Here is a 14,800-nt window from a genome sequence, read left to right as displayed (position 1 = left end):
GCGCCTGCTGTTATTCGATCGTGACTTGACGATCTCTATTACGTGCGAGTTACATGCCTCTAACCCCGTAAACGTTTTCAGTAAGCCTCAAGATCATGGTAAACGTTTACAGAAAGGCATGGTCCCTGTGAGCGACGGGCCGACGATCACCACGATCGCGGAACGGGCGGGCGTCTCGATCGCCTCGGTCTCCCGCGTCCTCAACGGTTTGCCGACCCGCGAGAACACCGTGCGCCGGGTGCTCAGTGCGGCTGAGGAACTGGGGTACGTCCCCAACTCGGTGGCCCGGTCGCTGAAGTCACGCCGGACCAACCAGGTGGCCTTCGCGATGGCCGACATCGGCAACCCGGTCTACCTGGCGATGATCCGCGAGATCCAGCCGGTGCTGAAGGCCGCCGGATACCGTCTCGTGCTGCACTCCACGGACGCGGACGTCGCCGACGAGATCGACGTGCTCCGCGGCCTCGGCGAGCGCTACGTGGACGGGCTGATCATGATCCCGCTCAGGGTGAGCGAGGCGCATCTGAAGGCCGTCGAGGCGGCCCGCGCCCCCGTGGTCATCATCGGCTCGGTACCGGACGGCACGCGGGTGGACAACATCCGCGCCGACTCCCGCACCGGTGTACGGCTGGCGCTGGACCACCTTCACTCCCTGGGACGCCGCCGGATCGGGTTCGTCAACGGCCCGCTGGACACGGTCCCCGGTTCGGCCAGGTCCACCGCCTACGCCGAGGCGCTCACCGCCCTCGGCCTGCCATATGACGAGAACCTGGTGGAGGTCGGTGACTTCTACCGCGCCGAGGGCGCGGCCGCGGTGAGCCGGCTGCTGGCCAGGGCACCCGACCTGGACGCGATCATGTGCGCCAACGATCTGATCGCGCTCGGCGCCCTGGAGGTCCTGCGCCGGGCCGGCCGCCGGGTGCCCGAGGACGTGGCGGTGGCCGGCATGGACGACATCGACATGGCCGCGGCCGCCTGGCCCGCCCTGACCAGCGTCTCCCTGGGCTCGGCCGAGCGGGGCAGGGCGGCGGCGGAACTGCTTCTGGACCGGCTGGGCAACGGCGAGCGGGAGCCCAGAGTGGTCACTGTGCCGCCCCGCCTGGTGGTCAGGGCCTCGACCACAGGAGAGGAGACGCCATGACCCTCACCGCGGACCGGGCGGTCAGGACGGCGAGTCCGAGGAAACCCCGGAGAGGCGGGCGGCAGGGGCGTGAGGCGCTGCTGCTGATGCTGCCCGCGCTGGTGCCCGTGCTGGTGTTCAGCGTGGGGCCGTTGCTTTACGGGATCTTCCTGGCGTTCACCGACGCGCGCTCAGGGCGCAACTCGGTCACCTCGTTCGTCGGGCTGTCGAACTTCGGGGACCTGCTCTCCGACGGGGACTTCTGGGCGTCGTTCCGGATCGGGATGATCTGGGCGGTCTCGGTGACGGTGCTGCAGTTCCTGGCCTCGCTGGGGCTGGCCCTGCTGCTCAACCAGGATCTGCGGTTCCGGGGGTTCGCCCGGGTGCTGGCACTGGTGCCGTGGGCGATGCCGCCCGTGGTCATCGGACTGATGTGGCGACTGGTCTACCATCCGGACGCCGGAATCCTCAACGGCATGCTGGGCACCGAGATCGACTGGCTCAACGACTTCTCCGTCGCGCTGCCCGCGGTGATCGTCGTCGGGATCTGGACCGGTATGCCACAGACCACGGTGGTGCTGCTGGCCGGGCTGCAGGGCGTTCCCAAGGAGTTGTACGAGGCCGTCGAGGTGGACGGCGCGGGGGTCTGGCGGAAGTTCTGGAGCATCACCCTGCCCCAGCTCCGCCCGGTCATCGTGGCCATCACCTCGCTCGACTTCGTCTGGAACATCAACCAGTTCGGGCTGATCTACGTCCTCACCCAGGGCGGCCCCGGCGGGCAGACACGCCTGCCCATGCTTTTCGCCTACGAGGAGGCCTTTCGCTACGGCTTCTTCGGTTACGCGGCGACCCTGGGCGTGGCGATCGTGATCGTCGTGCTGGCCGTGCTCGGCGCCTACCTCTGGCGGCAGATGCGGGAGGCGAGCTGACATGGGCAGGTCACTGCGTTATCTGGCCCTGGCCGGTTACCTCGTCTTCCTGGCGTTCCCCCTGGTCTGGCTGCTGTCCACGGCGTTGAAGACGCCGCAGGAGCTGGCCAGCCTGCACCCGACGTGGATCCCGCGCGCGCCGACGTCGGCCAACTTCACCGACGCCTTCGGCGAGCAGGACCTGGTCGGCAGCGGCCTGCGCAGCCTCGTCGTCGCGACGGCCAGCTCGGTGCTCACCGTGGTCCTGGCGCTGCCCGCCGCCTACGCGCTGGCCCGCCACCGCTCGCTGGTCAACCGGATCGCGATCGGATGGGTGCTGGTCAGCCAGGTTTTCCCGTTCATCCTGATCATCATCCCGCTGTTCATGGTGCTGCGCGGGCTGGACCTGGCGAACACGTTGCCGGGGCTGACCGTCGTGCACGTCACCTTCACGCTGCCGTTCGCGCTGTGGATGCTCCAGGGCTACGTGCGCGCCGTACCGCGTGAACTGGAGGAGGCCGCCGCGATGGACGGGGCCGGGCGGGTGCGCTCGCTGGTGAGCGTCGTCGCCCCGCTGCTGGCCCCGGGAGTGGTCGCGACCCTGCTGTTCTCGTTCATCTCCTCCTGGAACGAGTTCCTGTTCGCCCTGATCGTCCTCAAGGATCCGGATGTGGCGACCCTGCCGCTGACGCTGGTGAAGTTCACCGGCGCCGAGGGTGTCGTGCGGCTCGGGCCGCTGGCGGCCGCCTCACTCCTGGCGACGATCCCGAGCCTGCTGTTCTTCGCATTCATCCAGCGGCGGTTGAAGTCCGGCCTCATGGCCGGCGCCGTCAAGGGATAACTTCACCCCCCCGATAGGAGAACTCGTATGCGTATGAGGACCGCGCTGGCCGCAGGCCTCCTCGTGCTCGTCGCCGGATGCGGCTCGGAACCGCCCGCGGCCGCCCCCGACGAGCCGGTGACGATCAAGTTCCAGAGCCTCGCCTGGCAGAAGGAGTCGATCGCCGCGAACAAGGAGCTGGTCGCCGAGTGGAACAAGGCCAACCCCAAGATCCAGGTCGAGTACATCCAGGGAAGCTGGGACAACGTCAACGACCAGCTCGTCACCTCCTTCGAGGCCGGTGACCCGCCGGACGTCATCCACGACGACTCTCCGGCCCTGTCCGGATTCGCCAGCCGCGGCTACCTGATGGACATCAAGGACAAGATCCCGGCCGAGCTGAAGAGCGACATCCCGCAGCCCGCCTGGGACACCGTCACCTTCGGCGACGGCAAGGGCGGCCAGGGCGTGTACGGCGTGCCGTTCCTGCAGGAGTCGCAGGTCACCATCGCCAACAAGAAGCTGCTCGAGGCGGCGGGCGTGCGGATGCCGACCTCGGACGATCCGTGGACGTGGGACGAGTTCGCCGAGATCTCCAAGAAACTCACCAAGGGCGACACCTACGGCGTCGCCTGGCCGATGAAGTCGCCGGTCAACAAGGTGCTCAACCTCGCCCTGAACTTCGGCGGCACCTTCTTCCAGACCGACGCCGGCGGCAGGACGACGGTCAAGGTCGGCGCCGAGGAGCGCGAGGTGCTCCAGCGCATCCACGACCAGCTCTACAAGGACAGGTCCGCCGACCCGTCCGCGCTCGGCATGGGCTCGGCCGATCCGCTGCCCGGTTTCTACGCCGGCAAGTACGCGATGCTGCCCGCCGGCGTCTACCTGCGCCAGCAGGTCGTGGAGCAGGCGCCGGACGGCTTCGAGTGGATCACCCTCCCGCCGCTGAAGGGCGTCGGCTCCGAGCAGGGGGCCGTCTCGCAGACGCTGTCGGTCGCCGCGGACAGCAGGTATCCCGAGCAGTCGCTGAAGTTCGTCTCCTTCTTCCTCAACGGTTCCAACCAGGTCAAGCTCGCCAAGGGCGACTGGCTGCTGCCGACCTCCGTCAAGGCCGCGGGCGATCCCGCCATGACGGCCGAGGAGAACGGATGGAACGTGGCGACCGCATCGGCCAAGAACCTCGTGGTCGCGCCGTTCCTGAAGGTCAACGGTTTCGACGAGTGGAAGAGCAAGGTGGCCACGCCGACCCTGCAGCAGTACTTCGCCAACAAGATCACCATTGACGAGGTGGCGAAGAAGCTGGTCGACGAGGGCAACAAGGTGCTGGAGCGGTACAACCAGTGACGTTGACACATCGGGGGCGCGCCCGGGGATGTCTGCTCGGCCTCGCGGCCGGCGACGCCCTCGGGCGCCCGGCGGAGAACCTCTCGCCCGAACAGATCGCCGCCCGCTGGGGGAGGCTGACCGAGATCGACGGCGGCGGCACCGACGACACCGAGTACACCATCTTCGCGGCCTCCCTGCTCATCCGGCACGGGCACGTGCTGACCTCCCAGGACGTCGTCCAGGCCTACCACCAGGAGATCATCCCGCTGATCGACGGGCCGATGAAGGGCGCGGGCTTCTCCGAGCTCGGTGCCGTCCAGGCACTCCGGCGGGGACTCCGGCCACCGCTGACCGGCCAGTGGCACCGCCACGGCTGGTCGGACGGCCTGGCCATGCGCGCCGCACCGTACGGGATCTTCGCCGCGGGTGACCCCGGCGAGGCCGCCCGTCTGGTGGAGGTCGACGGCAGCGTGAGCAACTCGGGGGAGGGCATCCTCGGCGGCCGTGCGGTCGCCGGGGCGGTGGCCGCCGCGATGGCGGGCGCCTCCCCGGACGAGGCGGTCACGGCCGGTCTCGGCGTGATCCCCGAGGACTCGTGGACCGCCCGCAGCGTCGACCGCGCCCGCGAGGCCCTCGGCCCCGGAGCCGGCGACGTCGCCGGGCGGCTGCACGAGGCGGTCGTGGTCCGGCACTACCCGTGGACGGATCTGGCTCCCGAAGCCGTCGCCCTCGCCTTCGCCGCCTACCTGATGGGCGGGGGAGAGGTCGAGGAGTCCGTGGTGATCGCGGCGAACCTGGGACGGGACGCCGACACCACCGCGGCCATCGCCGGCGCCCTCGCCGGGGCGGGACGCGGCGAGGCGGCGGTGCCTGAGCGGTGGGCACGGCAGATCGGCCCGGTCGAGGGGCGCTGCCTGCCGGTGACCGCGGGACGGCACGTGCTCGACGTGGCCGATCGACTCGTGGAAGGGACGTAGGGCGATGACGTCGGGGGACAGGATCCTGGGGGCGTTCGCCGGTCTGGCGGCGGGCGACGCGGCGGGATGGCCGTCGTCGCGGCACAGGGCGGGGGTGCACGCACCGTGGAGCAGACGCCTCCACCGCGAGCTCGACGCCTTCGCCGAGGAGCATCGGGTGACCACCCTGCCGGTGCCGTTCGCGCTCAACCAGCCGGTCGCGCCGCTGGTGATGGGGCCGTCCGACGACGCCGAATGGCTCGCCTGGACCGTGCTCACCATCGACGAGGACCGCGCGGAGGCGTTCGCCGGCCTGATCGGCAGGGACGACGTCAGGGCGCGGATCTCGGTGCGGACCGCGCTGGACAACCTCGCGCGCGGTCTCGGCCCTCCCGCCAGCGGGCACGACAACCCGCACTTCTTCGACGACGCCGCGGCCGTGCGGGCGGTCGCCTTCGGGGCCGTCGGGCTGGACCCCACGGCCGACGCCCAGGTCACCAACGCCGGTGACGGCGTGCTCGGAGCCGTCGCCATGGCCAGGGCGATCGGCGTCCTGGTGGACGGCGGTCCGATGGGCGACGCCGTGCGGGCCGCGTTGGAGGCGCTTCCCGATGACACCGTCATCGGCCGCGCGACCCGTATCGCGCTCGCGGTCGCCCGCGAGGCGGGCGACCCGTTCGCGGCGGTGCCCGCGCTGGACGCGGCGCTGTTCGACCACGTCTACAGCTACGGGGTGGCCGCCGCCGAGACGCTGCCGGTGGCCCTCGCACTGGCGGAGGTCTCCGGCGGCTCGATAGGCACCGCCGTACCGGCCGCCGCCTGCCTGGCCACCGTGGCGGACTCCGCGCCCGCGCTGACCGGTGCGCTGACCGGCGCGTTCACCGGCCATGGTGCGCTGCCGCGGGGATGGAGCACCACCCTTACGGGTTGCTGCCTACCCGAACTGGCGGGAATCGACCTACTGGACATCGTGAGGGGACGGATCGGATGAGTACAGCGGGCAGGGGCACGCTCGAGGACAAGGCCGTGGGATGCGTGGCGGGTGCCGCGGTCGGCGACGCCCTCGGCGGCGCCACCGAGGGCTGGACGCCCGAACAGATCCACGAGCGTTACGGCGGGTACGTCGAGGGCCTGGTCCCGCCGTACTTCGAGGACTGGCGGAACGCCCGCCCCATCGCGCCCTACCACAAGGGCGACGGCCACATCACCGACGACACCCTGATGACCCACGCGCTGATCCGGGTCTACGAGCGGGTCGGGGGACACCTGGACGCCTACGCGGCGGCCGAGCACCTGGTACCGGAGATGCTGGGGGAGAAGCGCTGGATCCCGGAACTGGAGGCCGAGGCGCTGCTGCTGCAGCGGGTCTTCCTGGCGGAGAAGTGGCTGGTGCTGCGGCTGCACCACGGTCATGCGGACCCGCGTGAGGCAGGCGTGGGCAACATCGTCAACTGCGGTGCCGCGATGTACATGGCACCGGTCGGCGTGGTGAACGCCGCCGACCCCGACGCCGCCTACGCCGAGGCGATCGAGCTTGCCGGCGCCCACCAGTCCAGTTATGGACGGGAGGCGGCCGGGGTGCTCGCCGCCGCGGTGGCCGAGGCCATGCGCCCGGGCGCGACACCCGACTCGGTGGTCGCCGCCTGCCTGCGGCTGGCACGGGACGGTACCAGGGCGGCCATCGACGCGGTGTGTTCGGTGGCCCGCGACCTCGGCCACTGGGACGGCTCCTTCGAGAGGCTGCGCGCCGCCATGAAGCCCTACGACACGGTCGCCGACACCTACCGTGACCAGGGTCTCGGCGCCCGCCGCCCGAGCCGCCTGCACAGCATCGAGGAACTCCCGCTCGCCCTGGCCTTCCTGCTGATCGCCAAGGGCGACTACCGTGACACCGTCCTCGGTGGCGTCAACTACGGCCGCGACGCCGACTCCATCGCCTCCATGGGCGGCGCCGTCGCCGGAGCCCTCGGCGGGCGCGGAGCCGTCCCGGCCGACTGGGTGGAGCAGATCTCCGCAGCCAGCCGCACCGACCTCCTCACCCCCGGCCTGAACCTGGCCCGCGTCGCCCGCCGCATCCACGGCGCGGACCTGGCACGCCGCCGCGCCCACGAGTCCGCCTTCGCCGCCCTCGCCGGGGACGCCGGATGATCAGGCTGACCTGGGTGCAGCCGGAGGACCTGGTCGGCCACGAGCTGCGCCAGGCCACCGAGGACGGCCGCGAGGTGACGGAGATCGCCGCGCGCTGGCAGGCCGCGGGAGGACACGGCGCCCCGGCCCGGGCGGGAGCCTCGCCAGAGGCCCCTCCGGTACGGCTGCGCCGCCTGGCCGAGGAGCTGCTCGACGAGCTGGCCGCGATCCCGTCCCCGCTCGCCGAGCCCTCCACCCTGGCCGAGATCGTCACAGCCTGCCCGAGGTGGCCGTCACAAAGGGGCACGGCCACCTCGGGCACACAGGACATGGACCGGATGCTCGGCGCGTGGCTGGGCCGGGCGGCGGGCTGCGTGCTGGGCAAGCCGGTGGAGAAGATCCCCCGGGAGGGGATCAGGGCGATCGCCGAGGCGACGGGGAACTGGCCGATCCGGGGATGGTTCACCGCCAGGGGGCTTCCCGCCGAGATCGGCCGGCGCTGGCCGTGGAACCGTCGCAGCGCCGTCAACAGCCTCGCCGAGAACATCGACGGCGTTCCCGAGGACGACGACCTCAACTTCGCGCTGCTCGCCGTGGCCCTGCTGGAGCGGCACGGCCGGGGATTCGGCACCGACGACGTCGCGCGGCTCTGGCTGGACGAGCTGCCCGGCGGCCGGGTCTTCACCGCCGAGCGCGCCGCCTACCGCAACCTGCTGGCCGGTCTGGAACCGCCCACCTCCGACGACCCGCGGGCTCTCAGCACGGCGACCTTCCGCAACCCGTTCCGGGAGTGGATCGGTGCGCTGATCAGGGCCGACGTCTACGGCTGGGTCAATCCCGGCGATCCGGCCACGGCCGCGGAGTTCGCCTGGCGCGACGCGCGGCTCAGCCACACCGCCAACGGGATCTACGGCTCCATGTTCGTGGCGGCGATGTGCGCCACGGCGCTGACCGCCTCCTCCACCGAGGAGGTGGTCGCCGCCGGTCTTGCCGTGATCCCGCCGGACTCCCGCCTGGCCGCCGCCGTACGGCAGGCCGCCGAGGACGCGCGCCGGGAACCGGACTTCGAACGGGTCGTCGACCGGCTCCACGCACGCCACGGGGAGCTGCACTGGGTTCACACGGTCAACAACGCCGCACTGATCACGGCGGCCCTGGTCCACGGCCGGGGTGACTTCACCGCCTCGATCGCCGGCGCCGTGGCGGGCGGCTGGGACACCGACTCGGCGGGGGCGACCGTGGGCTCGATCGTCGGCGCGCTGCGCGGCGCGTCGCGGATCCCGGAGGGGTGGGCGTTGCAGAATCGGCTGTCCAGTAGCATCAGCGGATTCGACGGCATCGGCCTGGACGAACTGGCCCGCCGTACGCTGGCCCTGGGGGTGGAGGAATCATGATCTCGGTGTTCGGCAGTGTCAACATGGACCTGGTGGCCTATGTCGATGCCGCACCCGCGCTCGGCGAGACCGTGACCGGCCGCGCCTTCAGCACGGTTCCCGGCGGCAAGGGCGCCAACCAGGCCATCGCCGCCGCGCGGGCGGGTGCCAGGGTGGCCTTCCTCGGGGCGGTGGGCGACGACGACTTCGGCACCGAGATGCGCGGGACGCTCGCCGAGGCGGGCGTCGACGTGACGAACCTGCGCACGGTCCCCGGGCCCTCGGGCATCGCCCAGATCGTGGTGGACGGCGGCGGTGGCAACTCGATCATCGTGGTGCCCGGTGCCAACGGGGCCGTGACCGCCCCCACCGAGGCCGAGATCGAGGTCATCTCCCGCTCCGACGTGCTCCTGCTCCAGCTGGAGCTTCCCATCGAGGCGGTCACCGCCGCCGCCAGGGCCGCCCGTGCCGCGGGGACCACGGTGGTCCTCACCCCCGCCCCCGTCCAGCCCCTGCCCGCGGAGCTGCTGGAGGCCGTGGACATCCTGGTGGCCAACGAGCACGAGGCCGTCGCGATCACCGGCCAGGCGGACCACGAGCGCGCCCTGAAGGAACTGAGGGGCACGGTCGGATGGGTGATCGTCACCCTGGGGGCGCGCGGCGCGCTCACCTCCTCTGACGACGGAGCCGCCGTGTGGGTCGAGGCACCCAGGGTGAACGCGGTGGACACCACGGCCGCGGGCGACACCTTCGTGGGGGCCCTCGCCGTGGCCCACGTCGAGAAGCAGCCCGCCGACCAGGCCGTCCGCTTCGCCACCGCGGCGGCGGGCCTGTCCGTCCAGCGCGCGGGCGCCAGCAGTTCGATGCCCACCCGCGCCGAGATCGACCGGAGCCTTTCCGCGGCCGGTGCCTGACACTCCGGTGCTGACACCCGGCGGGGACCTCCCGGCCGATCTCGGGTGCGGGAGCACTAGCCGCTGATGAGGGAGGTCTCCGACAGCGTGAGCAGGAACGCTCCCGCCGAGAGCAGCGCGATCGCCCAGGAGCGGCTGATGGCGGACCAGATCGTGGCGGCCAGGAAGCAGATCAGGGCGAGCAGCACGAGAACGTCCACGAGAATCCTCCAAAGGGTCGGCCCCCGGACGATCACTGTCCGGGGCAAGCCCTCACTGCCCCGCGCGCACCGGGGGTAACACGTCGTGCCCCCGTTTCATGGGAGCGGGAACTTCGGCCAGCCCGCCTTTTCCTGATATTTCCCGCTATGCCCCTTCCCAGAGGGCGGCGGCGGCCTCGGCGCATGCCACGTCCTGGCCGACGGTGCCGCCGCTGACGCCGACCGCGCCCACCACCCCGCGGCCGTCACCGGGCTCTCCGAGCGGGATGCCGCCGCCGAAGCACACGTACCGGTCGCCGGCCAGGCCGTGCAGTTCACCTCCCGGCAGGACCAGCGGCGCGAGGTCGGCGGTCGGCATGTGGTGGGCCACCGCGGTGTGGGCCTTGCCGGGGGCGAGGACGGGGCCGGAGATCCGTGCGCCGTCCATCCGCTGGAACGCCACCAGGTGTCCGCCCGCGTCGACCACCGCGACCGAGATGAGCGCTCCCTCCCGCACGGCCTGCCGCACCGCGGCCTCACACATGCGCAGCGCGAGTTCCAGGTTCACCGGACTCCTCAATGTTTCGAAAACCTTCGGCGCGGACGGTCGGGGGATGCGAGATGCCATTAACGATCCGACGTTCGTGTGCGCTCTTCGGAGGACCGGGGTGAGCCGGGAATGTCGCCCGGTGCGGAGAGGATCACACGCGGCGACATTCCGATGACTCTTACCAAGAGTGATGTTTATCTTACTCCAAGCTACGATCTCGTCACTGGCGGAATCGTTGAGGTGCCGTCTCGACGTGGGGAGAGGCATGCGCAGTCATAACCGTGCGAACATCGTTCACCAGCTCAAATACGCCCTCAACCATCCGGGGCGAGTCCCCAGGCACCTGAGCCGGCTGAGCAGGAACATGTGGCTGCGCCTGAGCACCCGTGACCATGTCTCCTACTACCGGGCCATCATGAGGTCCGACACCGCGCGCAGCCCCCACGCGGCCGTGGGCAGCAAGTCCTACCGGCGCTGGACGGTCCTGGGAAAGATGCAGTTCGACTACCTGGTGCGGCACGGGCTGGAACCCGGGCACCGCATGCTGGAGATCGGCTGTGGCAACCTGCGGGCCGGGCGCCTGTTCATCGGTTACCTCGACGCCGGAAACTACTACGGTCTCGACATATCCCCGGACATCCTGATCGCCGCCCAGGAGACCCTGGTCTCCTACGACCTGCGGGAGAAACTCCCCCATCTCATGCTGGTCGGAGACCTGCGCTTCGCCGCCCTGCCCAGTGAGATGTTCGACGTCGTGCACGCCCACAGCGTCTTCTCCCACTCCCCGCTGCCGGTGATCGAGGAGTGCTTCCGGCACATCGGCCGGGTCGTGAAGCCGGGAGGCTGGTTCGACTTCACCTTCGACCGCACCGAGGGCAGGGAGCACCAGGTCCTGGGCGAGGACTTCTACTACCGCGCCGAGACCCTGCTCGACCTGGCCTCCGGATACGGCCTGCAGGCGACTCTCATGGAGGACTGGGAGCTGCTCCCGCACCGGCAGTCCAAGATCCGCATCAGGTTTCCCGGGCCCGAGCCCTCGGCGGGTCGCGCCGTACGTGATCAGGACCGGTCCGAGGCGGATCGCCGGAGAGACCTGGACCGCGAAGCCGGGCAGGCGATGTCGGATCTCGGATAGGATCTGGCGCCCTGTGCGACCGAGCTGGAGGAACCGATGCGGGCCCACGACCTGTCCGCCGGGGGCGGTGTGCTGGCCCGCGCGCATGACGTGGCCCGCGCGGCGGCGCGGATCCACGGACTGCCCGACGCCGAGGTCACGCTGATCAACGTGTCGGAGAACGCCACCTACCGGGTGGACGACCCGGTCACGGGGAGGCGCTCCATCCTGCGGGTGCACCGCCTCGGCTACCACTCCATCCCGGCGATCCTGTCCGAGCTGGCCTGGCTGGAGGCGCTCCGCGAGCAGGAGGGGATCCGCACCCCCCGGGTGCTCCAGGCCCCCGACGGCTCCCGGGTGCTGACCGTCCCCGGCGCCGAGCCCCGGGAGTGCGTCATGTTCGAGCTGCTGCCCGGTGCCGAGCCGTCCCTGGAGAACCCGGTGCCCGGGTTCGAACGGCTCGGCGCGCTCACGGCGCGGATGCACCGGCACGCGCGCCGCTGGTCTCGGCCCAAGTGGTTCACCCGCTTCCACTGGGACTACGAGGCGGCCCTCGGCGCCGGGGCGCGATGGGGCCGCTGGCAGGACGGCCTGGGCATGGAGGCCGAGGCGCGGGCCGTGCTGGGGCGGCTGGACAAGGAACTGCGCGAGCGGCTCCACCGCTTCGGCCGGGGGCCGGAGCGCTACGGCCTGGTCCACGCCGACCTGCGTTCCGCCAACCTGCTCGTGGCGGGCGAGGGACCACCCAGCGTCATCGACTTCGACGACTGCGGCTTCGGCTGGCACCTCTACGACCTGGCCGCGGCGGTCAGCTTCATCGAGCACCTCCCCGAGGTCCCCGAACTGCTCGACGCGTGGGTGCGGGGTTACCGGACCGTCCTGGACCTTCCGGCCGAGGACGAGGCGGAGATCTGGACGTTCGTCATGTTCCGCCGCCTGCTGCTGGTCGCCTGGATCGGCACCCATACCGGCGCGGACATCGCCGTCGAGCTGGGCTCCGGTTACACCGAGGGCGCCTGCGAGCTGGCCGAGCGCTATCTCGGCGGCTCGCTCCGCTGACCAGGTCCGTCCGGTGGCACTCGCGGCGTTCTCGTACGGGCCGCTCGGCGAAGTGGCGCGCTGTGATCGCGCATCGGGAAATCGTCCCTACCCACTCCTGGGACACGGCGGGTCCGCGGTGGTGAATACGCGTCGGCGCCCGCGTCGCCGTGCGGGTAACGCGTAATCCGATAATGGGATTTCCGTGACGGGGATTCCATCTCCCGGCCCTTGTTTTCCGCCCCCTTCGTCGAATCCGGGTGTTTTCCGGCAGCCTTCGTCACCGTGGCCGCGGGCGGCGGTCCGGTGGGGCCGGGACTGCGAGGTCAGGACTTGAGTTCGCGTCTGATGTCCTCGTCGTCCGGTGCCAGTTCAAGCGCCCGGGTGAGGTCGGCGACCGCCTCCGTCTCCCGCCCGGCGGCGCGCAGTGCCATCGCCCGGTTGAACAGCAGCGCGGGGTCCGCTCCGGGTTCGAGGGCCCGGGTGAAGTCCGCGACGGCGCCCTCGGGGTCACCGGTCTCGAACGCCAGCAGTCCTCGGTTCGCCCAGGCGGCCGCCAGCGAGGGGGCGAGCTCCAGCGCCCTGTCGAAGGCGGTACGCGCCCTGTCGTAGCGCCCCTCCGCCGTCTCCACCTGGCCCAGCGCGCACAGCAGGTACGGGTTGGCCGGATCGATGGCGAGCCCGGTCTCCGCGTCCACCCTGGCCTTGCCGTACTCACCGAGGGCGGCCAGCAGCCCGGCCCGGTTGGCCAGGCCGTCCACGAACTCCGGGTCCAGTTCCAGCGCGTGGTCCAGGTCGCTGAGCGCACCCCGGTGGTCCCCCCGGGAGAAGCGGATCTCGGCCCGGTTGTAGTAGGGCTCGGGGAAGGGCGGGCCGACCCGCATGGCCGTCTCGTAGTCGTCGATCGCCGCGTCCATCCGGCCCAGCCGGTGCAGCAGGTTGCCCCGGTCGATGTAGTAGTCGGGGTATCCGGGGTCGGCTGCGATCACCGCGTCCAGGTCCTCCAGCGCCTCCTCGGGGTGGCCCAGCATCACGGTGAGCTGCGCCCTGTTGGCCAGCAGCACCAGCCGGTGTATCGGGTGCTCGCCGGGACGCAGGTCGCGGTCGGCCAGGGCGACGGCCTCGGAGACCAGCTCCAGTGCCTTGGCCGGGCGGCCTCGCCGTACCTCCACCAGTGCCCGGCCGTTGAGGTCGAACCCCAGCTTGAACGCCCGCTCGCGCGGGTCGGGCAGCAGCGAGGAGATGGCGATCGCCTGGTTGACCAGCGCGAGCGCGGCGTCCGGGTCACGCCGGGCCTGGTCGTGGTGGCGTACCTTCAGCATTCCGGTGGCGTAGGCGACCGAGGCGTGCACGGCGGGGGAGACGCTCTCTCGCCTGGCCAGGTCGAACAGGTCCTCGGACTCGTCCTCCCTGCCCAGCGCGGCCAGCGCGGTCGCGGTGCTGTGCAGGAGCCGCCACCAGGTCCCGCTGTCGCCTTCGGGATCGGCGAGGCGCAGGGCGCGCCTGCCGAGATCCACCACGGCGTCATGGCAGCCCGTGTCCAGGCACCACTGCACCGCGAACAGGAACGCCTCCACCGCCTTCGACGTGTCGCCGCCGCGCTCGCGGTGGTAGGGGACCGCTCCAAGCCGCGCGCCGATCGTCCCCTCCCGCTCCAGCCTGTCGGCGAGGGCGCGGTGCTCCTCCTCACCGAGCGGATCCTCGACGGTGGTCCCCCGGCGGGTCACCACGGTCAGCGACTCCGCCGGGACACGGCGCCGCAGCACCGTCAGGAGTTCGAGGTCGGTGGGGTCGGCCCGGTCGACGTTCTCGACGACCAGCGTCCGCGGACCGGTTTCGGCCAGGTGCTCGCGGACGAACTCGGCCAGGCCGTTGGCCAGGCGCAGCGTGCGCCGCGGCGCGTGCACCAGGATCCGCTCCGCGCTGGGCAGGCTCGCGGCCACGGAGCGGCGCCGGTCGGGAACCAGGTCCTGCAGGTCGGGGGCCGCCGCGCGCAACTCGATGTCGTAGCGGGCGACAAGCTCGGGCCGGGCCGTGGGCACCAGGGCGGCGACGAGCGCGCCCCCCGCGGTGTAAGGACCGCGCAGGTGCCGGTCGGCGTCCACCACGAGCGGCGGCGACACGGGAAGAGACGGGTTTTCTGGCGGTTGGGCTCCCCGACTCACCGGACTCCTCTAAGTCGATTTAGATGATATTTGATGATATATGGCTATGGCGTGCTGGGGGCCGGCGCCCACTGCTGGACGCCGGTGCTGCGATTCCTCTCAGCCGACATGCTTGGCGCTTGCGGTACCACTGAGCGTGACGGTGCCAGGTTTGTGAACAATAACGTGCTTCATTACCGACCTCTCTCGCGAATAAGAGCAAATCGCAAG

At 71.0% G+C, this 14,800-nt stretch carries 14 protein-coding genes; 11 read left to right on the top strand and 3 right to left on the bottom strand.

Annotation, left to right across the window (positions count from 1 at the left end):
• Nucleotides 1-118 precede the first annotated feature (118 nt).
• From AB0K21_RS04510 to rbsK, 9 genes are read left to right on the top strand one after another with little or no spacing between them, the layout of a single operon-like run.
• Complete coding sequence (locus tag AB0K21_RS04510; RefSeq protein WP_343965290.1) at nucleotides 119-1,141, top strand: LacI family DNA-binding transcriptional regulator; 1,023 nt, start codon at nucleotides 119-121, stop codon at nucleotides 1,139-1,141.
• Entirely contained in the window at nucleotides 1,138-2,049 is a 912-nt protein-coding gene (locus AB0K21_RS04505) for a sugar ABC transporter permease (RefSeq protein ID WP_343965292.1), read from the top strand. Before AB0K21_RS04510 ends, AB0K21_RS04505 begins: the two co-directional genes overlap by 4 nt.
• A 1-nt stretch (nucleotide 2,050) precedes the next feature.
• On the top strand, nucleotides 2,051-2,869 hold the full coding sequence (locus AB0K21_RS04500; protein ID WP_343965294.1) for a carbohydrate ABC transporter permease: 819 nt from the start codon (nucleotides 2,051-2,053) through the stop codon (nucleotides 2,867-2,869).
• A gap of 27 nt (nucleotides 2,870-2,896) precedes the next feature.
• Complete coding sequence (locus tag AB0K21_RS04495) at nucleotides 2,897-4,192, top strand: sugar ABC transporter substrate-binding protein (protein ID WP_364147794.1); 1,296 nt, start codon at nucleotides 2,897-2,899, stop codon at nucleotides 4,190-4,192.
• Nucleotides 4,189-5,151, top strand: coding sequence for an ADP-ribosylglycohydrolase family protein (locus AB0K21_RS04490; protein ID WP_364147792.1), 963 nt, complete (start codon nucleotides 4,189-4,191; stop codon nucleotides 5,149-5,151). The genes AB0K21_RS04495 and AB0K21_RS04490 overlap by 4 nt, the downstream gene beginning before the upstream one ends.
• Nucleotides 5,152-5,155: 4 nt before the next feature.
• A complete protein-coding gene (locus AB0K21_RS04485) occupies nucleotides 5,156-6,121 on the top strand; it encodes an ADP-ribosylglycohydrolase family protein (protein ID WP_364147789.1) in 966 nt (321 codons plus the stop codon).
• Entirely contained in the window at nucleotides 6,118-7,278 is a 1,161-nt protein-coding gene (locus tag AB0K21_RS04480; RefSeq protein WP_343965303.1) for an ADP-ribosylglycohydrolase family protein, read from the top strand. Before AB0K21_RS04485 ends, AB0K21_RS04480 begins: the two co-directional genes overlap by 4 nt.
• Nucleotides 7,275-8,651: an ADP-ribosylglycohydrolase family protein gene (locus AB0K21_RS04475; protein WP_343965305.1), complete on the top strand. Its 1,377-nt coding sequence runs from the start codon at nucleotides 7,275-7,277 to the stop codon at nucleotides 8,649-8,651. The genes AB0K21_RS04480 and AB0K21_RS04475 overlap by 4 nt, the downstream gene beginning before the upstream one ends.
• Nucleotides 8,648-9,544 (top strand): ribokinase, encoded by an 897-nt coding sequence (rbsK, locus tag AB0K21_RS04470; protein WP_343965307.1) that lies wholly within the window; start codon nucleotides 8,648-8,650, stop codon nucleotides 9,542-9,544. The genes AB0K21_RS04475 and rbsK overlap by 4 nt, the downstream gene beginning before the upstream one ends.
• Before the next feature lie 56 nt (nucleotides 9,545-9,600).
• Here rbsK and AB0K21_RS04465 read toward each other — a convergent pair whose 3' ends face one another.
• Both AB0K21_RS04465 and AB0K21_RS04460 read right to left on the bottom strand, forming a co-directional pair.
• Entirely contained in the window at nucleotides 9,601-9,744 is a 144-nt protein-coding gene (locus tag AB0K21_RS04465) for a hypothetical protein (RefSeq protein ID WP_343965309.1), read from the bottom strand.
• A 145-nt stretch (nucleotides 9,745-9,889) separates the two neighbouring features.
• Nucleotides 9,890-10,291, bottom strand: a complete 402-nt coding sequence (locus tag AB0K21_RS04460) for a heme-binding protein (protein ID WP_343965312.1) — start codon at nucleotides 10,289-10,291, stop codon at nucleotides 9,890-9,892.
• Nucleotides 10,292-10,538: 247 nt separating this feature from the next.
• Here AB0K21_RS04460 and AB0K21_RS04455 point away from each other — a divergent pair, with 247 nt between their 5' ends.
• Nucleotides 10,539-11,408: a class I SAM-dependent methyltransferase gene (locus AB0K21_RS04455; protein ID WP_343965314.1), complete on the top strand. Its 870-nt coding sequence runs from the start codon at nucleotides 10,539-10,541 to the stop codon at nucleotides 11,406-11,408.
• Nucleotides 11,409-11,444: 36 nt separating this feature from the next.
• Entirely contained in the window at nucleotides 11,445-12,446 is a 1,002-nt protein-coding gene (locus AB0K21_RS04450; protein ID WP_364147783.1) for a phosphotransferase, read from the top strand.
• Nucleotides 12,447-12,751: 305 nt separating this feature from the next.
• On the opposite strand, the gene AB0K21_RS04445 is transcribed toward AB0K21_RS04450, so the two are convergent.
• Nucleotides 12,752-14,548 carry a tetratricopeptide repeat protein gene (locus AB0K21_RS04445; protein ID WP_343965318.1) on the bottom strand — a complete coding sequence of 599 codons (1,797 nt, stop codon included), beginning with the start codon at nucleotides 14,546-14,548 and terminating at the stop codon, nucleotides 12,752-12,754.
• Between the last annotated feature and the right edge of the window lie 252 nt (nucleotides 14,549-14,800).

It is taken from the genome of Streptosporangium sp. NPDC049248 (genome assembly GCF_040678965.1).
Lineage (GTDB): Bacteria > Actinomycetota > Actinomycetes > Streptosporangiales > Streptosporangiaceae > Streptosporangium > Streptosporangium fukuiense.
This window is presented reverse-complemented; position numbering and strand designations above follow the sequence as displayed.